The sequence below is a fragment of the Streptomyces sp. JH34 genome (assembly GCF_029428875.1).
GTDB lineage: Bacteria > Actinomycetota > Actinomycetes > Streptomycetales > Streptomycetaceae > Streptomyces.
Map to the genome: position 1 here is coordinate 4933266 of NZ_JAJSOO010000001.1, position 22978 is coordinate 4956243.

Annotated in this window: 20 protein-coding genes; 10 read left to right on the forward strand and 10 right to left on the reverse strand. The window is 72.0% G+C overall.

Going from position 1 to position 22978, the window contains the following annotated elements; translation table 11 throughout:
- Window positions 1–27 precede the first annotated feature (27 nt).
- The 6 genes from LWJ43_RS22035 to LWJ43_RS22060 all read right to left on the reverse strand — a co-directional run bounded on the left by LWJ43_RS22035 (window position 28) and on the right by LWJ43_RS22060 (window position 6793).
- Entirely contained in the window at window positions 28–996 is a 969-nt protein-coding gene (locus LWJ43_RS22035; RefSeq protein WP_277333946.1) for an N-acetylglucosamine kinase, read from the reverse strand.
- On the reverse strand, window positions 987–2252 hold the full coding sequence (locus tag LWJ43_RS22040; protein WP_277333947.1) for a 6-phospho-beta-glucosidase: 1266 nt from the start codon (window positions 2250–2252) through the stop codon (window positions 987–989). Before LWJ43_RS22040 ends, LWJ43_RS22035 begins: the two co-directional genes overlap by 10 nt.
- 5 nt (window positions 2253–2257) lie before the next feature.
- A complete protein-coding gene (locus LWJ43_RS22045) occupies window positions 2258–3160 on the reverse strand; it encodes a carbohydrate ABC transporter permease (protein WP_277333948.1) in 903 nt (300 codons plus the stop codon).
- Window position 3161: 1 nt separating this feature from the next.
- Entirely contained in the window at window positions 3162–4160 is a 999-nt protein-coding gene (locus tag LWJ43_RS22050) for a carbohydrate ABC transporter permease (protein WP_277333949.1), read from the reverse strand.
- Between the two features lie 11 nt (window positions 4161–4171).
- The gene (locus tag LWJ43_RS22055; protein ID WP_277333950.1) at window positions 4172–5512 is read right to left on the reverse strand and encodes an ABC transporter substrate-binding protein; all 1341 of its coding nucleotides are present in this window, start codon (window positions 5510–5512) and stop codon (window positions 4172–4174) included.
- Window positions 5513–5632: 120 nt separating this feature from the next.
- Window positions 5633–6793 (reverse strand): ROK family transcriptional regulator, encoded by a 1161-nt coding sequence (locus tag LWJ43_RS22060; protein ID WP_277333951.1) that lies wholly within the window; start codon window positions 6791–6793, stop codon window positions 5633–5635.
- 232 nt (window positions 6794–7025) lie between these two features.
- On the opposite strand from LWJ43_RS22060, the gene LWJ43_RS22065 reads away from it, so the two are divergent.
- Window positions 7026–7550, forward strand: coding sequence for a hypothetical protein (locus LWJ43_RS22065; RefSeq protein ID WP_277333952.1), 525 nt, complete (start codon window positions 7026–7028; stop codon window positions 7548–7550).
- Between the two features lie 65 nt (window positions 7551–7615).
- Here LWJ43_RS22065 and LWJ43_RS22070 read toward each other — a convergent pair whose 3' ends face one another.
- Entirely contained in the window at window positions 7616–8680 is a 1065-nt protein-coding gene (locus tag LWJ43_RS22070; protein WP_277333953.1) for a mechanosensitive ion channel family protein, read from the reverse strand.
- A gap of 315 nt (window positions 8681–8995) precedes the next feature.
- On the opposite strand from LWJ43_RS22070, the gene LWJ43_RS22075 reads away from it, so the two are divergent.
- Window positions 8996–9532, forward strand: coding sequence for an HNH endonuclease (locus tag LWJ43_RS22075; protein WP_104785722.1), 537 nt, complete (start codon window positions 8996–8998; stop codon window positions 9530–9532).
- Between the two features lie 28 nt (window positions 9533–9560).
- Here the strand turns inward: LWJ43_RS22075 and LWJ43_RS22080 are convergent, their stop codons facing one another.
- A complete protein-coding gene (locus LWJ43_RS22080; protein WP_277333954.1) occupies window positions 9561–12563 on the reverse strand; it encodes a beta-N-acetylglucosaminidase domain-containing protein in 3003 nt (1000 codons plus the stop codon).
- Window positions 12564–12913: 350 nt separating this feature from the next.
- On the opposite strand from LWJ43_RS22080, the gene LWJ43_RS22085 reads away from it, so the two are divergent.
- The 5 genes from LWJ43_RS22085 to alc all read left to right on the forward strand — a co-directional run bounded on the left by LWJ43_RS22085 (window position 12914) and on the right by alc (window position 17863).
- A complete protein-coding gene (locus tag LWJ43_RS22085; RefSeq protein ID WP_277333955.1) occupies window positions 12914–13246 on the forward strand; it encodes a hypothetical protein in 333 nt (110 codons plus the stop codon).
- A complete protein-coding gene (gene malQ / locus LWJ43_RS22090; RefSeq protein ID WP_277333956.1) occupies window positions 13247–15394 on the forward strand; it encodes a 4-alpha-glucanotransferase in 2148 nt (715 codons plus the stop codon).
- Between the two features lie 20 nt (window positions 15395–15414).
- Window positions 15415–15645, forward strand: coding sequence for a hypothetical protein (locus LWJ43_RS22095; protein WP_462100901.1), 231 nt, complete (start codon window positions 15415–15417; stop codon window positions 15643–15645).
- Window positions 15646–15722: 77 nt separating this feature from the next.
- Window positions 15723–16658 carry a LysR family transcriptional regulator gene (locus LWJ43_RS22100; RefSeq protein WP_277333957.1) on the forward strand — a complete coding sequence of 312 codons (936 nt, stop codon included), beginning with the start codon at window positions 15723–15725 and terminating at the stop codon, window positions 16656–16658.
- Between the two features lie 59 nt (window positions 16659–16717).
- Window positions 16718–17863, forward strand: a complete 1146-nt coding sequence (alc, locus tag LWJ43_RS22105; protein ID WP_277333958.1) for an allantoicase — start codon at window positions 16718–16720, stop codon at window positions 17861–17863.
- Between the two features lie 140 nt (window positions 17864–18003).
- On the opposite strand, the gene pepN is transcribed toward alc, so the two are convergent.
- Entirely contained in the window at window positions 18004–20580 is a 2577-nt protein-coding gene (gene pepN, locus LWJ43_RS22110; protein ID WP_277333959.1) for an aminopeptidase N, read from the reverse strand.
- 113 nt (window positions 20581–20693) lie between these two features.
- Here pepN and LWJ43_RS22115 point away from each other — a divergent pair, with 113 nt between their 5' ends.
- Genes LWJ43_RS22115 through LWJ43_RS22125 form a run of 3 tightly spaced genes read left to right on the forward strand, consistent with a single transcriptional unit; the run spans window position 20694 to window position 21816 of the window.
- Entirely contained in the window at window positions 20694–21206 is a 513-nt protein-coding gene (locus tag LWJ43_RS22115; protein ID WP_277333960.1) for a DUF1203 domain-containing protein, read from the forward strand.
- A 45-nt stretch (window positions 21207–21251) separates the two neighbouring features.
- A complete protein-coding gene (locus LWJ43_RS22120) occupies window positions 21252–21482 on the forward strand; it encodes a ribbon-helix-helix domain-containing protein (protein WP_033299349.1) in 231 nt (76 codons plus the stop codon).
- Window positions 21469–21816, forward strand: a complete 348-nt coding sequence (locus tag LWJ43_RS22125) for a type II toxin-antitoxin system PemK/MazF family toxin (protein ID WP_277333961.1) — start codon at window positions 21469–21471, stop codon at window positions 21814–21816. The genes LWJ43_RS22120 and LWJ43_RS22125 overlap by 14 nt, the downstream gene beginning before the upstream one ends.
- 70 nt (window positions 21817–21886) lie before the next feature.
- Here the strand turns inward: LWJ43_RS22125 and LWJ43_RS22130 are convergent, their stop codons facing one another.
- Window positions 21887–22915 carry an aspartate-semialdehyde dehydrogenase gene (locus LWJ43_RS22130; protein WP_277333962.1) on the reverse strand — a complete coding sequence of 343 codons (1029 nt, stop codon included), beginning with the start codon at window positions 22913–22915 and terminating at the stop codon, window positions 21887–21889.
- Window positions 22916–22978 lie beyond the last annotated feature (63 nt).

Consider the following 22978-nt stretch of genomic DNA (forward strand, 5'->3'; position numbering starts at 1 on the left):
CCGCGGGGCGCCCTTCATGACGGGGCCTCAGGCGTACTGCGCCCGCAGCCTGTCGTGTGTCTCCCGGGAGGCTCCGGTGTGGTCCAGACCCAGCAGCGCGGCACCCAGGACCGGCGGAGCCGAGACCACCCGCACCGCGGCCTTCGGGGCCCGTACGGCGAGGAGTTCGGCGATCCGGCCGTCCAGCGCCGGGTGGCGGGCCGCCAGCACACTGCCGCCCAGCACCACCGGCACCTCCTCGTCCAGCAGCCCGAGCCGGGTCAGCGCGACCGACACCATGGCCACGACCTCGTCCCCCTGCCGTTCCACCAGACCACGCGCGACCGGGTCGCCGGCCGCGCCGGTGGAGAACAGCACCGGGGTCAGTTCGTGACGGCGCCCGAACGGGATGTGTCCCAGGTGCAGTGCCTCGATCAGCGCGTACACCGAGTCGAGCCCGAAGTGCCCGGGCAGGGTCCGCGCCAGCTCGGTCGGCTCACCGCGGCCGTCCTCGGCCCTCGCCGCGAACCACATCGCCTCCTCGGCGAGCCCCGAACCGCCGCCCCAGTCACCGGACATCCGGCCGATCGCGGGGAACCGGGCGGTGGCGCCGTCCGGCCGCATCCCGACGCAGTTGATCCCCGCCCCGCACACCACGGCCACCCCACGGGGCTCGTCCACCCCCGCGCGCAGTATCGCGAAGGTGTCGTTGCGCACCTCCACCGTCCGCCCCCAGTCGCGGGCTCGCAACGCCGCGGCCAACCCCCGTTCCTCGACCGGTAGATCGGCGTTGGCGAGACAGGCCGACACATGCTCGACCCCGGTCACCCCGGCCTGCGCGAACGCGGCGCCCACCGCCGTCCCCAGCCCGTCCACAGCCACGTCGACCCCGACGACGGGCGGCTGGAAGCCACCCCCGCGCGCGGTCCCGAGGACCGTTCCGTCGGCGCCGATCACGGCGACGTCGGTCTTGCTGTTGCCCGCGTCGATCGCGAGCACATGTGCGGTCAGGCCCACGCCAGGTGCTCCCGGTTGTGCGCGATCAGCTTGTCGGTGAGCGCCTCGGCGTACTCGAACTGGCCGATCAGGGGGTGTGCCAGCAGCGCCTTGAACACCCGGTCGCGGCCTCCGCGCAGCGCGGCGTCCAGGGCCAGGTCCTCGTAGGCGGTGACGTGCCCGATCAGCCCCGCGTACAGCGGGTCCAGCGCGGGTACGGCGAGCGGGGAGGCACCCGTGCCGTCGACCCGTGCCTGGACCTCGATCACCGCGTCGTCCGGCAGGAACGGCAGCGTCCCCCTGTTGTACGTGTTGACCACCTGCACCGTGGAGCCGCCCCCGCCGAGCAGCGAGGACGCCAGGTCCACGGCCGCCTCCGAGTAGAAGGCCCCGCCCCGCTTGCCGAGCAGCGCGGGCTTCTCGTCCAGAGCGGGGTCGCCGTACATCTCCAGGAGTTCCTTCTCCATCGCGGCCACCTCGGCGGCGCGGGACGGCTTCGTCCCGAGCTCCCTCACGACTTCGTCGTGCGCGTAGAAGTACCGCAGGTAGTACGAGGGGACGACGCCGAGCCGGTCCACGATCTGCCGGGGCATGCGCAGGTCGCCGGCGATCGCGTCGCCGTGCTCCGCGAGCAGCTTCGGCAGGACGTCCTCGCCGTCCGGGCCGCCGAGACGCACCCCGAGCTCCCACGTCAGGTGGTTCAGCCCGACATGGTCGAGGTGCACCTCACCGGGCGTCACGTCGAGCAGCGCGGCGAACTTCCGCTGGAAGCCGATCGCCACGTTGCACAGGCCGACCGCCTTGTGCCCGGCCTGGAGCAGAGCCCTGGTCACGATCCCGACCGGGTTGGTGAAGTCGATGATCCACGCGTCGGGATTGGTGCGGCGGACCCGCTCGGCGATGTCGAGGACGACCGGCACCGTGCGCAGCGCCTTGGCCAGACCGCCCGCTCCGGTGGTCTCCTGGCCGACGCAACCGCATTCGAGCGGCCAGGTCTCGTCCTGGTCGCGGGCGGCCTGCCCGCCGACGCGGAGCTGGAGCAGCACCGCGTCGGCGCCGGCGACCCCGGCGTCCAGGTCGGAGGTGGTGACGATCTTCCCGGGGTGGCCCTGCCTGGCGAAGATCCGCCGCGCCAGGCCGCCGACCAGCTCCAGCCGGTCGGCCGCCGGGTCGACGAGCACGAGCTCCTCCACCGGCAGGGTGTCCCGCAGCCGCGCGAAGCCGTCGATCAGTTCGGGGGTGTAGGTGGACCCGCCACCAACTACTGCGAGCTTCATGGTTCTCAGCCCTTTACTCCGGTGAGGGTGACGCCTTCTACGAAGGCCTTCTGTGCGAAGAAGAACACGATGACGACCGGTGCCATGACGAGCAGCGTGGCGGCCATCGTCAGGTTCCAGTTGACCGCGTGGGCGCTCTTGAAGGACTCCAGGCCGTAGCTCAGGGTCCAGGCGCCCGGGTTCTGCGCGGCGTAGATCTGCGGTCCGAAGTAGTCGTTCCAGCAGTAGAAGAACTGGAAGAGCGCGACGGCCGCGATCCCCGGCTTGGCCATCGGGACGACGATCTTCAGCAGGGTGCGGAACTCACCGCACCCGTCGACCTTCGCCGACTCGATGTACTCCTGCGGAATGGTCAGCAGGAACTGCCGCAGCAGGAAGATCGAGTAGGCGTCGCCGAACGCCATCGGGATGATCAGCGGCCACAGCGAGCCCGAGAGGTGGAACTGCTGCGCCCACACCAGGTACATCGGGATGATGACGACCTGCGGCGGCAGCATCATCGTGGAGATGACGAGCATCATCGCCGTACGCCGGCCACGGAAGCGGAACTTGGCCAGGGCGTAGGCGACCGGCACGGACGAGCACACCGTGAACACGGTGCCCAGCAGCGCGTACATCAGCGAGTTGCGCCACCAGTCGAGGAACCCGGGTGTGTGGAAGACCGTCGAGTAGTTCGACCAGTTCCACGAGCCGGGCCACAGATCGCCGCTCATCGCCTGGTCGTCGCTCATCACGGACGTGAGGAGAACGAACACGAACGGCAGGACGAAGAACAGGGCGAGCGCGACGGCCACGGAGTGGACCGCGATCCAGTTCAGGATCCGCTTGCGCCGGTGCCTGGCAGCGTCGGCGCCGCTCGGACGGCTCGGCACGGCGGTGTCCGGCCTGGTCAGGGTGGTGGTGGTCATGTCAGTCCTCCGCCGGGATGAGGCCGACGCTCTTGCGCATCAGCAGAAGGGTCACGGCCATGGCGATGGCGAAGAGCACGAGGGAGAGGACGCACGCGGCGCCGGTGTTGAAGTTCTGGAAGCCCAGCGAGTACACGAGCTGCGGAACCGTCAGGGTGGAGTGGTCCGGATATCCGGGCTGGATCACCGTGCCGGGACCGATGGAGACGCCCGAGGCGAGCTTCCCCGCGACGAGGGCCTGCGTGTAGTACTGCATCGTCTGCACCACTCCGGTGACGACGGCGAACAGCACGATCGGGGTGATGGCGGGCCAGGTGACGTAGCGGAACTTCGCCCAGGCGCCCGCGCCGTCCAGGTCGGCGGCCTCGTACTGCTCCTTCGGCACGTCCAGCAGCGAGGCCATGAAGATGACCATCAGGTCGCCGATGCCCCACAGGGAGAGCAGGACCAGCGAGGGCTTCGACCAGTCCGGGTCGTTGAACCAGTTCGGGCCGTGCAGGCCGACCCACGACAGCATCTCGTTGACCGGCCCGGTGGACGGGTTGAGGAGGAAGACGAAGGCGACCGTGGCCGCGACGGGCGGGGCCAGGTACGGGATGTAGAACGCCGTGCGGAACAGACCCGCACCCGTCTTGATCTTCGTGATCAGCAGGCCGATGCCGAGGCCGAAGACCACGCGCAGCGCGACCATCACGACGACCAGCCACAGCGTGTTCCACAGGGCCGGGCCGAACAGCGGCATCTGCTCCAGCACGTACCGCCAGTTCCGCAGCCCCACGAAGGTGGGCGCCTTGATCTGGTTGTAGTGCATGAACGAGAAGTAGACGGTCGCGATCAGCGGGTATCCGAAGAAGACCGAGAACCCGACGATCCAGGGCGAGAGGAACCCCAGGTTGCGCAGCCGCTCACGGTTCCGCTTGCGCCGCAGGGGAGAGTCGCGGGGGGCCGGATCAGTCGCCCGTCCCGCGGACTTCGCCGGGGTGGAGAGGGACAGTGCCATGACTCGGCTCCTCAGTTTTCCGACTGGACGTTGTCGGCGTCGATCTGGTCGTCGAGGTCCTTCAGGGCGCGGTGCAGGTCCTTCGTCCTGCCTGCCTCGACGGACTGCGAGAAGTCACCGAACGAGTTGATGTACTGACCGCCGTTGTTCGAGGGAGGGACGGCCTGGCTGTGCGGGTTCCGCGCGATCTCGATGAAGGCGCGGAACGCCGGATCCGCGTCCAGATCGGGGGACTTGAGCGCCTCGAAGGTGGACGGCACGTTGTGGATCGCGTTGGCGAAGCGGACGACCGGCTCCGTGTCGACCGTCAGGTACTTCACCAGTTCCCACGCCGCGTTCTGATGCATGCTGCTGTGCGCGATGCCGGCCACGGTGCCGGTCAGATAGCCGCGTCCGTACGTGTCCGCCTGGTCGTCGGGGACCGGCAGCGGGGCGACCGCCCAGTCGAAGTCCGCCTTCGCCTCGTCGAGCATCAGCCCGCGCCACTCGCCGTCCAGGTGCATGGCGAGCTTGCCGGTCAGGAAGCCGTTCTGGGACGACATCTCGTCACCGAAGCGGGCGCGGAGCCCCTCCATGGCCGCGTAGCCGCCCTGGGCGTCGGAGAGGTCGCGCATGGTGGTGAAGAAGTCCTCGGTCTTCGGCTCGTCGGCGAGCTTCGCCCTGCCCTCGTCGTCGAAGTACTCCGGACCCCACTGCGCGAACATCCGGTCGGGGGAGTTCTGGTACAGCTGGAAGTTCGGCATGAAGCCGGCGCGCTTCAGCGAGCCGTCCTTGTTCCGCTGCGTCAGCTTGACCGCGTCGGCCTTCATCTCGGACATGGTGCGCGGGGGCCGGGCGATGCCCGCCGCCTCGAAGGCGTCCTTGTTGTAGTACATGCCGAACGCGTCGGCGAGCAGAGGCGTCGCACACTGCACGCCCTCGTACCGCGTGTAGTCCAGCAGGGTCTTCGGGAAGACCTTCTCCTTGTCGATCCCGCTCTTCTCCATGAACGGGTCGAGATCCACCCACATGCCGGACGAGCAGTACTGCCCGACGTTGTTGGTGGTGAAGGACGTCACGACGTCGGGTGCGTCGCCGCCGCCCGCGCGCAGCGCCTGGTTGATCGTCTCGTCGCTCACGTTGCCGGTGGAGACGACGTCGATGTTCGGATGGAGCTTCTCGAAGCGGGCGATGTTCTCGTTGATCGCCTCGACCTCGCCGGGCGCCGACCAGCCGTGCCAGAACTTCAGCGTGACGGGCTTCGTGGGGTCGTCGGTGTTGCTGCCGGTACTCGGGTTGGCGCAGCCGGACAGCAGCAGCGCGGCTGCGCCGAGCGCCAGGGGCACGCGGGTACGAAAGCGCCGTGGCGCCATAGCGGACTTCCTTTGCAGCGGGACTTCGCGGGGACGGGGGCACCGGGGACGGGCCGCCGGGTACGGGGGCCGTACACGCCAACGGGCTCAGACGGCTGGCGCGTTGCGGTGGCGGGTGGTTCAGGCGGTGTCGAAGACGCTGTCGCGTGCCTGGGCGAGGGCCGTCCGCAGCGCGCCGGTCAGGATCGGGTCGCCCTCGATGTCGCTGACGCGGAGGAGCGGCCGGGGCAGCGCCAGACCGGTCATCTCTGCCTCGACCCGCTCGCGGAGTTCCTCCCCGCCGGCCTGGGCCACCCCGCCGGAGAGGACGACCAGGTCGGGGTCGACCACGGCGACCACGGAGGCCAGGCCCGTGGCCAGCCTGCGGGCGACCTCCGCCCGCACGGCCTCGTCGGCGAGGGCTTCGGCCAGCGGCCTGCCCCCGGCCAGGTCGCGCACGGCGGGGCAGGAGACCTGGCTCTGGAATCCGCCGCCCGCGTCCGGGCCGGCCCAGTCGGCGGCCCCTCCGCGCGCGAGCGGGGCGCCGGGCAACGGCATGTAGCCGATCTCCCCGGCGCCGCCCGTGGCGCCGCGCAGGAGGGTGCCGCCCAGCACGATCGCGGCGCCCACGCCTTCGTCGAGATAGGCGAGGACGAAGTGGTCGTGGTCCTGCGCCGCGCCCTCGTACTGCTCGGCGATGGCCGCGAGGTTCACGTCGTTCTCTATGACGACGGGCCTTCCGACCACCTCGGCGAGGTCCGCGAGCAGGGTGCGCGAGTGCCAGCCGGGCAGATGGGGCGCGTAGCGCAGCTGCCCGGTGTGCGGATCGATCGCGCCGGGTGTGCCGATCACCACGGCGTCGAGGTCGTCGTGGCCGAGACCCGTCCGGCCGAGGGCGCCGTCCACGGCTTCGGCGACGAGCTGGGCGGTGCGGTGACGTACGTCGTCCGCGACGGCGTCGGCCTCGACACGGCAGGAGCCGACCACGGCGCCGGTGACGTCCGCGACGACGGCGTCTATGCCGGTGGGGCCGACGGAGAGCGCGGCGACATGGGCGGCGGCCGGGACGATCTCGTAGAGCACGGCGTTCGGCCCCGGCCGACCGCTCTGGCTGCCCGTCGACCTGACCAGGCCGGCGTCCTCCAGCCTCGCCAGCAGCTGGGAGGCCGTGGGCTTGGACAGCCCGGTCAGTTCACCGATGCGGGTGCGGGTGAGAGGCCCCTGGGTGACCAGGAGATCGAGCGCCGCCCGGTCGTTCATGGCTCGCAGCACGCGAGGGGTACCCGGTGTCGTTCCGGCCATGAGCGGCGCACCCGCCTTCTGTTAGGAAACTTTACTGTCGATGGGAGGAAGGTATGGCGGGCGTCACGGAGCCGTCAATGGTGTCTGGTCGCAGAGCTACCGAAGTGTTACCTACCGCCTGGTGCCACGTCAGGGCCGGGGCCCTAGGGTCGGACCGCGGGCGGGCACCGGAAGCAGGTGCCGGGGCGGGCACGCTCCCCGGGCGGCCGGCCGTCACGTCGGGGGAGTCCGGGTGCGATCACTGCTGCGAGCGACGCTGACCACTGTGCTCCTGCCCCTCGGGGCGGTCGCCGGGCTCTCGTCCTGCGTGCTGACGAACGCGCCCGTGGCCATGGACTTCGGTTACCGGCTGGAGGGCGGGGACATTTTGATCGCCGTGCCTCTCTGCCCCGCGGAGACCGTCCACGGCGCCCGGATCGAGACGGGCGTGGACGGCGAGGGGCGGGGCGACGGCTTCGAGACCCTGTGGAGCGCGAGCGGCCCGCGGTCGCCGGAAGTGAGCCGTGGCGTGTTCTTCGTGGACGGCGTGCGCAGTTTCACCACTCAGGAGGAGCCGCGGTCGAAGCCCCTGCCGAAGGTCTTCTACGTCAGTACGCGTACCGCGTCCGCCGGCGAGGTCGAGGAGGCGGGCAGCGGTTCGGTCGACCTGGGCGGACTGAAGTCGGTGACGCTGGGTGAGGACGAGTTCCTGACCTACCGCGGCAGGATCATGACGCGCGAGGAGATCAACGCGCAGCGCACGTGTCCGGGCGACTGACCGGCCCGACGACGCACGCGAGGGGCGCCCCGCGGTCTCGCGGAGCGCCCCTCGCGTGGCCTGTACTACTTCGACAGGTTGGGCGGCGCTATCGGGGTCGCCGCCAGCGACTGCGGTGACGTCGCCGAGGCGTACGCCGACGGGGCCGCCATGGCCGCCGTCGGGTCGGCGACGGACTCGCCGTCCGGCTGTGCGGGAACGACGCCGATCATCCGGATGCCGGCCGCGTCCAGGGCCTGCTTGATACGCCAGCGCAGCTCGCGCTCGACGCCCAGCGACTTGCCCGGCATGGTCTTGGCCGTGACCCGCACGGTCATCGAGTCGAGCAGCACCGCGTCCAGACCGAGGACCTCCACCGGGCCCCACAGCCGCTCCGACCAGGGCTCTTCCTTGGTCATGGTCTCGCCGGCCCCGGCGATCGCCTTGCGGACCAGGTCGAGGTCCTCCACCGGGCGGACCGTGACGTCGACGCCGGCCGTGGACCAGCCCTGGCTGAGGTTGCCGATCCGCTTGACCTCACCGTTGCGGACGTACCAGATCTCGCCGTTGTCGCCGCGCAGCTTGGTGACCCGCAGTCCCACCTCGATGACCTCTCCGGAGGCGACACCCGCGTCGACGGTGTCCCCGACGCCGTACTGGTCCTCCAGGATCATGAAGACGCCGGAGAGGAAGTCGGTGACGAGGTTGCGCGCCCCGAAGCCCAGGGCCACACCGGCGACCCCCGCGGAGGCCAGCAGGGGGGCCAGGTTGATCTGGAAGGCGCCCAGGATCATCAGGGCCGCGGTGCCCATGATCAGGAACGACGTGACCGAGCGGAGTACCGAGCCGATGGCCTCGGAGCGCTGACGGCGGCGTTCCGCGTTGACCAGCAGGCCACCGAGGGCCGTGCCCTCCACGGCCTGGGCGCTGCGGTTCATGCGGTCGATGAGGTTGGTCAGGGCACGCCGGATCAGGTAGCGCAGCACGATCGCGATGGCCGCGATGAGGAGGATGCGCAGACCGGTGTTCAGCCAGGTGGACCAGTTCTCCTCGACCCAGCCTGCGGCGTTCCCGGCCCGCTCGGCGGCTTCGTCCAGCGAGCCGGCGGCGCCGGGGGACCGGGTCGCGGCCAGGAGGGCGGACAAGGACACGGCGGGGACCTCCAGGTGGGGCGACAGCAGACCAACAACAGTAACGAAGCGGGGGGAGTGGTTCGTTGCCGTAGAGGGGGGAGAGACGCGTCTCACCCGGGGACACAGCGGCTGTGGCCGATCGCACAGCATGGGCGGCCGCCCTGCCGAAGCGCCTGTTCCGGGCGTCCCGGACCCCCGGGCGGCCCGCCGGTGGGGAAAATCCCTCCGGCCCGTTACCCGCACGTGGTGGCGCTCGGACCAGGCATGAGGAGAGACTTGGATGGATCGTCCCGGCGCGAGCCACGCGTCGCCGGCGTACAAGGAGGCATCCACGTGCCGCACGTCCTGGTTCTCAACGCTTCGTACGAGCCGCTCGGCGTCGTACCCCTGCGCCGCGCACTCGTCCTCGTCCTCGAGAACAAGGCCATCTGCCTCGAGGAGTCCGGCGCCTTCATGCACAGTGCGACCCGCGCCGTACCGGCGCCCAGCGTCGTCCGCCTCAAGCGGTTCGTACGGGTCCCCTACCGGGGGCCCGTCCCCCTCACGCGCCGGGCGCTCTTCGCGAGGGACGGCGGCCGCTGCATGTACTGCGGGGCCGCCGCGACCAGCGTCGACCACGTCATCCCGCGCAGCCGGGGCGGGCAGCACGCCTGGGACAACGTGGTGGCGGCCTGCCGCCGCTGCAACCACGTCAAGGCGGACCGCCATCTGCCCGAGCTGGGCTGGCGGCTGCGCCACCAGCCGGCGCCGCCCAGCGGGCTCGCCTGGCGGATCATCGGGACGGGACACCGCGATCCGCGCTGGCTGCCCTATCTGCAGCCGTTCGGAGCGGACGACGTGATGGCCCGGATCGACGGCGTGTCAGCCTGAGGACCGGGCCTTCGACGTCTCCGGGCCCTCAGGGCGCGTCCTCGCCCTCCGCGGTGACGGCGTACGCCTCGACCGACCAGAGCGAGTAGCCGTACTCCGTGGCCCGGCCGTCGCCCTGGATCCGGATGAAGCGGGTGTCCTTCGCGTCCATCCGGACGCTTTCGCGCCCGCCCCCGCCGTCCCGCACGGTCGCCGCCGTCCGCCAGGTGCGGCCGTCCGGGGAGACCTGCACGCGGTAGCGGGAGGCGTAGGCGTCCTGCCACCGCAGCACGACCTGGCCGAGCCGGACCGGGGCGGGCAGTTCGGCCTGCCACCAGGCGCCGTCCTCGACCGGTGAGGACCACCGGGTCTCCGGATCACCGTCGGAGGCCGCCGAGGCCGGGAAGTCCGGGGTCTCGTCGCCCGACGAGGCCGCCGTGGCCGTACGCATCAGATCGGGGCCCGCCGTGGGAGGGAAGGCCCGCACGGTCAGCGTGCTCTCCTCATCCCCGAAGCGCAGCGGCACCTCGTACTCACCGGCCGGGGTACCGGCCGGGACGGTGACGTCCACCGGGACGTCGGTGCGCGAGCCGCCCGTCACCGTCGCCTGCTTCGGCACCTTCACGTCGATGCCCTCGGGGGCCCGCGCCGTGACCTTGCCCTTCACCTCGCCGGGGCGCCCGCCCGCCAGCCGCGCCTCGACCCGCTGCGTACCGCCGCCGATCACGGCGTCCGTCCTGTCACGGACGAGGGCGAGCCGGGCAGCCGGCTCGTCCCCGAACCAGGGGACGAGCGCCCGCACCTCCGGGCCCTCGTCCGAGGGCCGGCGGGTGCCGGTGACCCCCGGTGCCGGGGGGCCGACCAGGACCGGGCGGGCGGACGGCACGGTGACCCGCAGCGCGTCCGCCCGCAGGCCTTCCACCGCCGTCTGCGTCCAGCCGGCGGCCGACAGGCGTCCCAGGCCGCGCCAGCCCTCGCCGGGGACATGGACCTCGAGGACCGCGTCCGCCGCACTGCCGCCGGGCCCGGTCAGTGTGGTGACGGCCTTCAGCGGGCGGGCGCGGTCGAGGCGGAGGGTGTAACCGTCGGCGTCGCGGCTCGGCGTCCCCGCGTCGCGGTCCGTGCCGTTCCAGGCGTCCGCCTCCTCGACGACCCGGTCCAGGAACGGGTCCAGGACCCCCTTGCCCACCGTCGCCGTGCTCGCCGCGATCTTCTCGCGCAGCGGTTCGAGCGCCAGCTGCGCCTGCCAGGCGGCCGCCCCGTCGCCACGTTCCTGCGCCCGCAGCAGGTCGACGGCGAGCTCGCCCGCCCTGCCGTACCGGGCCAGCTGTCCGGTCCACGGCCGGACCTCGTCCTGGAGCCGGCCGTCCGCCGGGGCCTTCAGCCGGTCCGGTGCCTGCCGCATCACGCCGAAGGCGGCCCGCAGCTCACGCGCCGCCTTGTCGCGGGCGGTCCCGTCGGTCGCGTGCGCGGCCGGACGCGTCGCCCAGAACGCGGACAGCAGAGGCCGGAGGTACGCCGACTCGTCACCGCCCAGCAGCGAGGTGGCGCTGTTGCCCGCCAGCGCTTCCAGGGCCGCCCGCGCGGTGGCGTCGCCGCCCGCCAGGTCCGTGATCGCCGCCTGCCAGGACTCCTGCGGCCGGTACCCCTTCGGGTTCCAGGCGAAGTCGGCGGCCGTGAACAGCGGGATGCGGGACGCCGAGGGCTGCTCCATGGCATTGGAGAGCAGGGCCGCGGACCCTCCGGCCACGGCCGGATCCCGGCCGGTGTACGGGCCCAGGAAGATCCGGTCCTGGGCGTAGTCGTTCACCGGATAGTTGTCCATGGTGACCAGGGGGCGGCGGAAGGCCGCCCGGGCGCCCGCCAGCTCGCCCCCGGTGATCGTCTTCGGCACCACTCCGACGCCGGTCCAGGCCACCTGCACCCGTTCGTCCAGCTCGGCGGCGAGTGCGGTGCGGTAGTCGGTGGCGCCGTCCTGGTAGAACTCGGTCGGCATCACCGACAGCGGCTCCGCGTCCGGGTGCCGGTCCGCGAGGTGCCGGGCGACCGCGCTCGCGACCCGGGCCTGCGCCCTGGCAGCCGCTTCGGGCCCGCTGCCGAACGTCTCCGCGTCCTCGTCGCAGTGCCACTCGCTGTAGCTGACGTCCTGGAACTGCAGCTGGAAGGCCCGTACCCCCAGCGCCCACATCGCGTCGATCTTCCGGTTCAGCGCCCGCACGTCCGCGTCCGAGGTCATGCACATCGCCTGACCGGGAGAGACCGCCCAGCCCAGGGTCACGTGCTCGGCCCGCGCCCTCCTGGCCAGCGCGCGGAAGTCGGCACGCTCGCCGGCCGGGTAGGGCTCGCGCCAGCGGGCCTGCCGGTAGGGGTCGTCGCCGGCCGCGTATAGATAGCGGTTCTGCTTCGTGCGCCCCATGAAGCCGAGCTGCGCGAGCCGCTCCTCACGGGTCCACGGCTGCCCGTAGAAGCCCTCGGCCGTACCGCGTACGGCGGTACCCGGCCAGTCGCGGACGACGGCCCCGGCGACGGTGCCGTCCTTCACGAGCTGGCGCAGGGTCTGGACGCCGTGGAACAGGCCGTCATCGCCGACGCCGTCCAGAGCGACCGTGGGGCGGCCGTCGTCCTCACCCACGGCGAGGCGGTAGCCCCCGGACGGAAGGTCGGCGCGTTCGGGCGCGCGCAGGGCCCGCAGGGCGCGGCCGGCGTCCGTGCCGCCGAGCAGGAGCACCGGCCCCCCGCCGGGCAGGGCGTCGTGCACCGTGCGTACGCCGGCGTCGCGCAGGAGTGTCCTGAGCGCCTCCACCGCGTACGGATCGGCGTCCGCGTCGGCGAGGAGGGTGACCTCGGTCCCCAGGGTGACCGCCCGCCCGGACGCCTCCACGGACTGCGGACGGGGCCAGACCGCGGGCAGCCGGGTGTCCTCCGTACGGTCCGCGGCGGTCGCGGAGGGGGTGACGGGGGCCGCGACGGCGGCCGGTGCGAACGGGCCGAGCAGCCCGCCGATCACGGCGACGGCGACGGCCGTCGCGTGCCTCCTGCGCCCGAGCTGCACGCCCCACCCCTTCGTCCTGGCACGGGGCCCGCGTCCGGACCGGGCCCGGTCCGAGCGGGGGACCGCTGCCCCGGCAATGACGTCCGAGCCCACCACCCGGACGCGGGGGTGTCAATGCACGTGACCGTTTGGACCCATATGCCCTAGGTGCTGCCGGGTGTGACGCGTGGGTGTTCGGGGAAGTGCTGTCGAGTGGCTGAAAACCACCCATACCCGACGAGTGCGGGAACGGGGTGTGACCCACGGCACGTTGAGCTCGTTAGTCATAACGCCTGTGTCACGTCCACGCCTGTACCCGCTCCCGCTGGGTAGGCCTGCTGTGTCCTGTTGTCCACGGCCAGGAGGCCAACGTGCCCGCATCCGCGCAGCTTCTGCTCTCCGCCCTCTCCAAACAGGTACCGAGCCCCATGGATCCCGATCCGCTGGCAGGCAAGACGTCGCCGACCTTCACCGCCCCTCCGATGATCAGCGAGCTCCCGCTCGCCGACGTGTCCCACCTGACCGGCGAACCCGCGTCCGCCGACAGCGCCCCGCTCATCAGTGAGCCCCCGCTCACCAGCGAGCCTCCGCTCGCCGACGCGACACCCCTCACGAGCGAGCCACCGCTCGCCGCCGTCGCCCCTCTGACCAGCGAGCCGACAGCACCCGGCACCGCGGGGGGCATGGAGTCCCCAGGAGTCTGAATGGGCTTGTCCCGGCTCGCCGCACTGCACGGCGTCGCCACCTCCTTCTCCCCGTCCGCGGACGTCACGGTGTCCGTCCCCGACGACACGGTCACGGCCGTGCTCGCCGCGCTGGGCGTCGACGCCGCCACTCCCGCGGAGGTACGGAGATCACTCGCCGCGGCCGAATCGGCGGCGGCCTCCCGACTGCTCCCGCCGACGGTGGTGGCCTGGTCGGGGGAGCCGCTGCCGGCGGCGCTCACCGGGCTGCCGCCCGGCGCGCTCCTCACGGTCGAGCACGAGCCGGGGGCCACCGGGACGCCCCGGCCCCTGCGCATGCGGGTCCTCCCCGCCCCAGCACCCGTCGAGAACGCGCCTGAGACGCCCACCTGGTGGACGGAACCGCCCCTGGGCGTCCACCGGCTGACCGTCCGCACCCCGGACCACCGCCACATCACCGCCACTCTCGTCGTCGCTCCGGACCGAGTACCCCAGCCGCCCCCGCGCACGCACGGATTCCTCGTCCAGCTCTACTCGATGCTCTCCGCCCGCTCCTGGGGCATGGGCGACCTCGCGGACCTGGCCGACCTCGCCGCCTGGGCGGGACGGACCCTGGGCAGCGGATTCGTCCAGGTCAACCCGCTGCACGCCGCCGTACCGGGCCGGCCCACGGACCCGTCCCCGTACCGCCCCTCCTCGCGCCGCTTCCCGGACCCCGTCCATCTGCACATCGAGTCGATCCCCGAGTACGGCCATGTCGGCGAGCCGGGCAGGGCGGCCCTGGACGACCTGCGCCAGGAAGCCGCGGCGCTGCGCGAGGCCGTGCTGGACAAGGGCGCACTGATCGACCGGGACGCCGTCTGGGCGCTCAAGAAGCAGGCCCTGGAGATCGTCCACGAGGTGCCCCTGACCCCCGGCCGCCGTGCCGCCTACTGCGACTTCCTCGCCGCGCAGGGGCAGGCCCTGGAGGACCACGCCCTCTGGTACGCCCTGGCCGAGGTGCACGGCCCGCAGTGGCGAGCCTGGCCGGAAGGGCTGCGCGACCCGCGCTCCCCGCAGAGCGCCCGGGCCCGCACCGACCTGCTCGACCGGGTCGACTTCCACTGCCGGCTCGCCTGGCTCACGGACACCCAGCTCGCCACCGCGCAGAGCGCCGCCCGGGACTCCGGGATGACCGTCGGGATCGTCCACGACCTCGCCGTCGGCGTGCACCCCGACGGCGCCGACACCTGGGCGCAGCAGGACGCGTTCGCCCGGGGCATGTCCGTCGGCGCGCCCCCTGACGCCTTCAACGCCCACGGCCAGGACTGGGGACTGCCCCCCTGGCGCCCGGACGCCCTCGCGGCGTCCGGGTACGCCCCCTACCGGGACCTGCTGCGGGGTCTCCTCGCCCACGCCGGGGCCCTGCGCATCGACCACGTCATGGGCCTGTTCCGGCTCTGGTGGGTCCCCGAGGGGCTCCCGCCCACCGAGGGCGCCTACGTCGCCCAGGACGCCGAGGCCATGCTCGCCGTCCTCGTCCTGGAGGCCCACCGGGCGGGTGCCGTCGTCGTAGGGGAGGACCTCGGCACCGTCGAGCCCGGCGTACGCGAGGCGCTCGCCCGGCGCGGGGTGCTCGGTACCTCGGTGCTCTGGTTCGAGCGCGACTGGGCGGGGGACGGGCGCCCGCTCGCCCCCGGGGCCTGGCGCCAGGGCTGCGTGGCAACGGCGACCACCCACGACCTGCCCTCCACCGCCGCCCGGCTGACGGGCGAACACGTGACGCTCCGCCACCGGCTCGGGCTGCTGACCCACCCTCTGGAGCAGGAGCTGGCCGAGGACGCCGCCGACACCGCGGAATGGCTCGCCTACCTGGCCCGGCTCCGGCTGCTGCCCGAGGGCGACGGGGACGAGGAGGCGGCCGTCCGTGCCGTCCACCGTTTCCTGCGCGGCACCCCGGCCCTGATGGCCGGCGTCTGGCTCCCCGACACCGTGGGCGACCGCCGCCCGCAGAACCTGCCCGGTACCTGGGACCAGTACCCCAACTGGCGTCTGCCCGTCGCCGATGCGGAAGGCCATCCCGTCACCCTGGAGGAGATCACCGCCTCGCCCCGGCTGCACCGGCTGATGGCCGTCCTGACGGACGGTCCGGAGTCCCGTACGGCACCCCCGGACGCGCGCCCCTCGTAGGCGTTCGCTACGTTTGCACCGTGGACAAGAAGAACGCTATGCGCGCCGGCGCCGTCGCGGCCGGTACGACGCTGATGATGCTGCTCATGTCGTCCCCGGCGCTCGCGCTGACCCGCGACGACGGTGACGACCCGGGGCCGGGCCTGAACGTGCTGGAGACCCTCGGTCTCTACGTCGCGCTGCCGATCGTCCTGTTCCTGGTGATCGTGGGCCTCGTGATGGTCCTCGACAAGTCCAAGAAGCAGGCCTAGGGAATCCCCCGGGTGCGCCGCCGGTACTCCGTACCGCGCGGCGCACCGGCGTGTCCGGACCCGGACAGGTCGCGGGCATGACCGAGTGGGACGTCAAGAAGCTCCGCATCCTGCGCACCCTGCGCGACCGGGGCACCGTCACCGCCACCGCCGAAGCCCTCCGCATGACGCCGTCGGCCGTCTCGCAGCAGCTCACCAACCTCGCCGGGCAGCTCGGGGTGCGACTGCTGGAGGCGCAGGGGCGACGCGTGCGGCTCACCGACGCCGCGCACCTCGTGCTGCACCACGCCGAGGCGGTCTTCGCCCAGCTGGAACGGGCCGACGCCGAACTCACCGGCTATCTGCGGGGCGAGGCGGGCCAGGTGCGCGTCGGCGCCTTCTCGACGGCCGTGCCCGCCCTCGTGGTCCCGGCCGTGCGACTGCTGGGAGCCGAGGAGCGCCCCGGGCCCCAGATCCGCGTACGGGAGGCGGAGGCGGCCCAGGCCTTCGAGCTGCTGTCGGCCGGTGAGGTGGATCTGGCGCTCTCCCTGGCGGCGCACGCCCCGACGGCCCGTGACCCCCGCTTCACCCTGCAGCCGCTCCTCGCCGACCCGCTGGACGTGGCGCTGCCCGCCGGGCACCGCCTCGCCGGGGCGCCGGTCCTGCGGCTGGCGGACCTCTCGCGGGAGCCCTGGATCTTCGGCGGGTCCGGCCCCTGGTCGGAGATCACCACCGCCGCGTGCGAGGCGGCGGGCTTCGTCCCCGAACAGGCCCACAGCGCCAGCGGCTGGACGGCGATCCTCGCCATGGTGCGGGCGTCCATGGGCGTCGCGCTGATCCCCCGGATGGTCTCCGCCTCGGACCGGCCGCACGACGGCGTGGCGATGCGGGTCCTGGAGGCGGACCGGCCGTACCGCCACGTGGTGGTCGCCGTGCGGCAGGGAGCCGAACGCGGCCCGGCGGTCGCCCGCGTACTGGGCGCGCTCCAGCAGGTGGCGGCCACTTCCCACCGGCACACCGTTAAGCACAGCTGAAAGAACCGTACGAAAACTTTCGATGGACCTTGTCGTCGACGGGGCCGCACAGTGGGCCCATGCCCACCGACGAGATCCAGACGGAGCCCTCTTCCAGCGACCCGCACGCCAACGACGCGGCCCCCTACGGCGGTGGTGACCCCTACGCCGACTACCGCGCGGGCGACTTCCCCTTCACCCGGCTGGTCGACCTCGCCGACCGACGCCTCGGCGCCGGAGTGATCGCGGCGAACGACGAGTTCTTCGCCGAGCGCGAGAACCTCCTGATCCGCGAACCCGCCGTCTTCGACCCCGAGCGCTTCGGCCACAAGGGCAAGATCATGGACGGCTGGGAGACCCGCCGCCGCCGGGGCGCGGACGCGGAGCACCCCTTCCCCGCCCCCGAGGACCACGACTGGGCGATCGTCCGGCTGGGCGCGCCCGGGATCATCCGCGGCATCGTCGTCGACACCGCCCACTTCCGCGGCAACTACCCGCAGCGCGTCTCCGTGCAGGCCACGGCCGTGGAAGGCGCCCCCGGACCCGGGGAGCTCCTCGCCGACGACGTGAAGTGGGAGGAGCTCGTCCCGCCCACCCCCGTGCGGGGCCACGCCGCCAACGGCTTCGAGGTCACCGGTGACCGCCGCTGGACGCACCTGCGGATCCGCCAGCACCCGGACGGCGGGATCGCCCGTCTCCGCGTCCACGGCGAGGTCGTGCCCGACCCGGCCTGGCTCGCGGCCCTCGGCACGATCGACCTGATCTCGATCCTCAACGGCGGCACGTACGAGGACGCCTCGGACCGCTTCTACTCCTCCCCGGCCCAGATCATCCTGCCCGGCACCTCCCGCAAGATGGACGACGGCTGGGAGAACCGCCGCCGCCGGGTCCGCGACACGAACGACTGGGTCCGCTTCCGGCTGCCCGCCCAGGGCGCGGTGCGCGCGGTCGAGATCGACACGGCCTGCCTCAAGGGCAACGCGGCCGGCTGGACCGGCCTCCACGGCCGCGACGGCGACACGGGCGAGTGGTTCGAGATCCTGCCCCGCACCCGGCTCCAGCCCGACACCCTCCACCGCTTCGTCCTCGACACCGAGGCCGTGGTCACCCACGTACGCCTGGACGCCTACCCCGACGGCGGGGTGGCCCGGATGCGCCTCCACGGCTCACTGACGGAGGCCGGCGCCGCCGAACTGGCCCGCCGCCACCAGGAGTCCGGCGCCTGACGCCCCGCCCGGCGGACGGCTGCGCACCCGCGCCCGCCCGCCGGGCGGCTTCCAGCGGCCGTCCGCGCCCTCCGCCCCGCACGACCGAGGGGGCGCCCCCCCACGGGAGGCGCCCCCTCGTCGCGCGTACCGGAGGACCGCTACGCGGTGGCCGCCGCTGCGTCGGCCGCCTGGGCCTTCAGCGCACGCTCCACACCCGAGCGGGACTCCGACATCAGCCGCCGGAGCGCGGCGCTCGGCTGCGCCGACTCCAGCCAGGCGTCCGTGGCGTCCAGGGTCTCCTGCGAGACCTGGAGCGACGGGTACAGGCCGACCGCGATCTGCTGGGCCATCTCGTGGCTGCGCGAGTCCCAGACGTCCTTGACCGCCGTGAAGAACCTCTCCGTGTACGGAGCCAGCAGCTCACGCTGGTCCGTCTGCACGAAACCGGTGATGACCGACTCCTGCAGCGAGTTCGGCAGCTTGTCCGACTCGACGACCGACGCCCACGCCTCGGCCTTGGCCTCCTCGGAGGGCTGGGCCGCACGCGCCGACGCCGCGTGACGCTCGCCCGCGGCGGTCCTGTCGCGCTCGTACTCCGCGGCGATCTCCTCCTCGTCCAGGAGACCCGTCGCCGCCAGGCGCTGCACGAACGCCCAGCGCAGCTCCGTGTCGACGGCCAGGCCCTCGATCTCCTGCGTGCCGTCCAGCAGCGACTGCAGGACGTCGAGGTGCAGCGGGCTGCGCGCCGTCGCGGCGAAGGCGCGGGCCCAGGCCAGCTGGTGGTCACCGGCCGGCTCGGCCGCGCGCAGGTGCGCCAGCGTCGCTTCGGTCCACTGGTTCAGGCCCGCCTCGCGCCACTCGGGGGCGGCGTAGAGGTCGAGGGCCAGCTTCACCTGGCGGTGCAGCGACTGCACGACGCCGATGTCCGACTCCTTGCCGATCCCGGAGAGGACCAGCGCCAGGTAGTCACGCGTCGCCAGTTCGCCGTCACGCGTCATGTCCCAGGCCGAGGCCCAGCTCAGCGCGCGCGGCAGGGACTCCGCGAAGTCACCCAGGTGCTCCGTGACGACCCGCAGCGACTCCTCGTCGAGACGGACCTTCGCGTACGACAGGTCGTCGTCGTTGAGCAGGACGACCGCCGGACGCGCCGTGCCGGACGGGAACGGCACGGTGGTGCGCTCGCCGTCCACGTCCAGCTCGATCCGGTCCGTGCGGACCAGCTTGCCCGCCGCGTCGAGGTCGTAGCAGCCGATGGCGATCCGGTGCGGACGCAGGGTGGGCTCACCCTTCGCGCCGGCGGGCAGCGCGGGGGCCTCCTGCAGGACGGTGAACGAGGTGACGTGGCCGTTCGCGTCGGTCTCGATCTCCGGGCGCAGGATGTTGATGCCGGCCGTCTCCAGCCATGCCTTGGACCAGGTCTTCAGGTCGCGGCCGGAGGTCTCCTCGAGCGCTCCCAGCAGGTCCGACAGGCGGGTGTTCCCGAAGGCGTGGGCCTTGAAGTACGCCTGCACGCCCTGGAAGAACGCGTCCTTGCCGACGTAGGCCACGAGCTGCTTCAGGACCGAGGCGCCCTTCGCGTACGTGATCCCGTCGAAGTTCACCAGGACGTCGTCGAGGTCCTGGATGTCCGCCATGATCGGGTGCGTCGACGGCAGCTGGTCCTGCCGGTACGCCCAGGTCTTCATGGAGTTGGCGAACGTGGTCCAGGAGTGCGGCCACTTCGATCCCGCGGCGTCCGCCTGGCACGCGATGGAGGTGTACGTCGCGAAGGACTCGTTCAGCCAGAGGTCGTTCCACCACTCCATGGTGACCAGGTCGCCGAACCACATGTGGGCCAGCTCGTGGAGGATCGTCTCGGCGCGCGTCTCGTAGGCCGCGTCCGTGACCTTCGAACGGAACACGTACTGGTCGCGGATGGTGACCGCGCCCGCGTTCTCCATCGCGCCCGCGTTGAACTCCGGGACGAAGAGCTGGTCGTACTTGGCGAAGGGGTACGCGTAGTCGAACTTCTCCTGGAACCAGTCGAAGCCCTGCCGGGTGACCGCGAAGATCTCGTCCGCGTCGAGGTACTCGGCGAGCGACGGCCGGCAGTAGATGCCGAGCGGGACCGACTGGCCGTCCTTCTCGTAGCTGCTGTGCACCGAGTGGTACGGACCGGCGATCAGCGCCGTGATGTAGGTGGAGATGCGCGGCGTCGGCTCGAAGGACCAGACGTCGTCCTTCGGCTCGGGCGTCGGCGAGTTGGAGATCACGGTCCAGCCGGACGGCGCCTTCACGGTGAACCGGAAGGTCGCCTTCAGGTCCGGCTGCTCGAAGCTGGCGAACACCCGCCGGGCGTCCGGGACCTCGAACTGGGTGTAGAGGTAGGCCTGCTCGTCGACCGGGTCGACGAAGCGGTGCAGGCCCTCGCCGGTGTTCGTGTACGAGCAGTCGGCGACGACCTTGAGCTCGTTGGCACCGGCCTGGAGGTGTTTCAGCGTGATCCGGGAGTCCCGGAAGACGGCTGCGATGTCCAGGTCCTTGCCGTTCAGCACGATGTCGTGCACGGCCGGGGCGACCAGATCGATGAAGGTCTCCGCACCGGCCTCGGCGGAGTCGAAGCGCACGGTGGTGACGGACCGGTAGGTGCCCCCGTCCTGCGCGCCGGAGAGGTCGAGATCGATCTCGTACGCGTCCACGGTCAGCAGGCGCGCCCGCTCCTGTGCCTCTTCGCGGGTCAGATTCGTGCCAGGCACGCGGTCATCTCCTTGATATGCGACGTTTTTGGTCATCCTTCCACGTGCGGAGGGCGCAGCGCGATGTCCGTTTTCCGCCGGACCCGCGCGGGCATCCGGGCCACCCTCGGACCATGACCGCATACGAGGCACGGCCCATCGAACCCAGCGCCCTGAAAGGCCTCCGGACGACCGACGACGCCGGACGCCCCTGCGTCCCGTACACGGCCACGGAGGGCGGCGATCCCCTGCGCTGCTGCCTGCGCGGTGCCGAGGCGGGGGAGCGGGTCGCACTCGTCTCCTACGCGCCGCTGAGGCGCTGGGCCGCGGAGACCTGGGCCCGCCCGGGGGCGTACGACGAACAGGGCCCGGTCTTCATCCACGCCGAGGAGTGCGAGGGCCCGGCGGCGGACCGGACCGGCTACCCGTTCTCCCGTACGGGCGCCATGCGCACGGTCCGGCGCTACGACGCGGACGGCGAGATCATCGGCGGCCGGCTGCTGGAGATCCCGGCCGCCCAGGAGAAGGGGTTCGACGCGGCCTTCGCGGAGGCCTTCGCCGACCCGGAGGTGGCGCTGGTGCACGTGCGGGCCGTGGAGTACGGGTGCTTCCACTTCGAGGTGCGACCGAACAGGGCGGGGAGGTAGCGCTCAGGTAGCCATTCTTTTCCTACTCAGGGTAGGATTGCCTCCATGAAGATCAGTGTGAGCCTGCCGCAGGAGGATGTCGCCTTCGTCGACGAGTACGCCGCGAAGACCGAGGCGGATTCCCGGTCGGCGGTCATACACGCCGCCATCGAGGCTCTGCGCGCCTCCAACCTGGAGGCCGACTACGAGGCAGCTTTCGCGGAGTGGGACGCGAGTGAGGACGCCGCGTTCTGGGACCGGTTCTCCGGGGACGGGCTGACCGATGAAGCGCGGTGACATCTACCTGGTCGAGTACGAACCAGTCCGAGGCAGTGAGGCCGACAAGGCGAGGCCCTCGGTGATCGTCTCGAACGACGGCGCCAACGCGGTAGTGGACCGGACCGGGCGCGGTGTGGTCACGGTTGTGCCGCTGACCTCCAACACCGCTCGGGTCTACCCTTTCCAGGTGCTGCTGCAGGCGGGCGAGTCAGGCCTGCCCAAGGACAGCAAAGTGCAGTGTGAGCAGGTACGCGCGATGGCGCACGAGCGGTTCCTGAAGCGCGTCGGGACCGTGCCGCGTCAGCGGATGGGGGAGATCGAGGCCGCCCTGCGCAGGCACCTCGCCCTCTGATACCGGCCCGCGCGCGAAGGGGCGGCCACCGGGATCCGGTGGCCGCCCCTTCGCACGGGTGGGGAGGGTGTCAGCCCTCGAGCTCCGCCGCCACCAGCTCCGCGATCTGGACCGCGTTCAGCGCGGCACCCTTGCGCAGGTTGTCGCTGGAGACGAACAGCGCGAGGCCGTGCTCGACGGTCTCGTCGACGCGGATACGGCCGACGTACGAGGCGTCCTTGCCGGCCGCCTGGAGCGGCGTCGGGATCTCGGAGAGCTCGACGCCCTCGGCGTCCTTCAGGAGCTCGTAGGCGCGCTCGACACTGATGGGACGGGCGAAACGGGCGTTGATCTGGAGGGAGTGGCCGGAGAAGACCGGGACCCGGACGCAGGTGCCGGACACCTTGAGCTCCGGGATCTCCAGGATCTTGCGGGACTCGTTGCGGAGCTTCTGCTCCTCGTCCGTCTCGAAGGAACCGTCGTCGACGATCGAGCCGGCGAGGGGCAGCACGTTGAAGGCGATCGGGCGCTTGTAGACACCCGGCTCGGGGAAGTCGACCGCGCCGCCGTCGTGCGTCAGCTTGTCCGCGTCGGCGACGACCTCCGACGCCTGGCCGTGCAGCTCCGCGACACCGGCGAGCCCGGATCCGGACACCGCCTGGTAGGTGGCGACGGTCAGCGCGTCGAGCTGCGCCTCGTCGTGCAGGGGGCGCAGCACGGGCATGGCGGCCATCGTGGTGCAGTTCGGGTTGGCGATGATGCCCTTCGGGCGGTTCGCGATCGCGTGGGCGTTGACCTCGGAGACGACCAGCGGTACCTCGGGGTCCTTACGCCATGCGGAGGAGTTGTCGATCACCACGGCGCCCTGGGAGGCGACCTTCTCGGCCAGCGCCTTCGAGGTGGCGCCGCCGGCGGAGAACAGCACGATGTCCAGACCGGAGTAGTCAGCGGTGGAGGCGTCCTCCACGGTGATGTCCGTGCCCTCGTAAGCGATGGTGGAACCCGCGGAACGCGCGGAGGCGAAGAGCCGCAGCTCGGCGACGGGGAACTTCCGCTCGGCCAGGATGCTGCGCATGACTGTGCCGACCTGACCGGTGGCGCCGACGATTCCGACCTTCACTGGGACTCCCTCACAGATGCGAACGGGCACGATTGCCGGTCCATGATGCGTATGTCCCCGGCT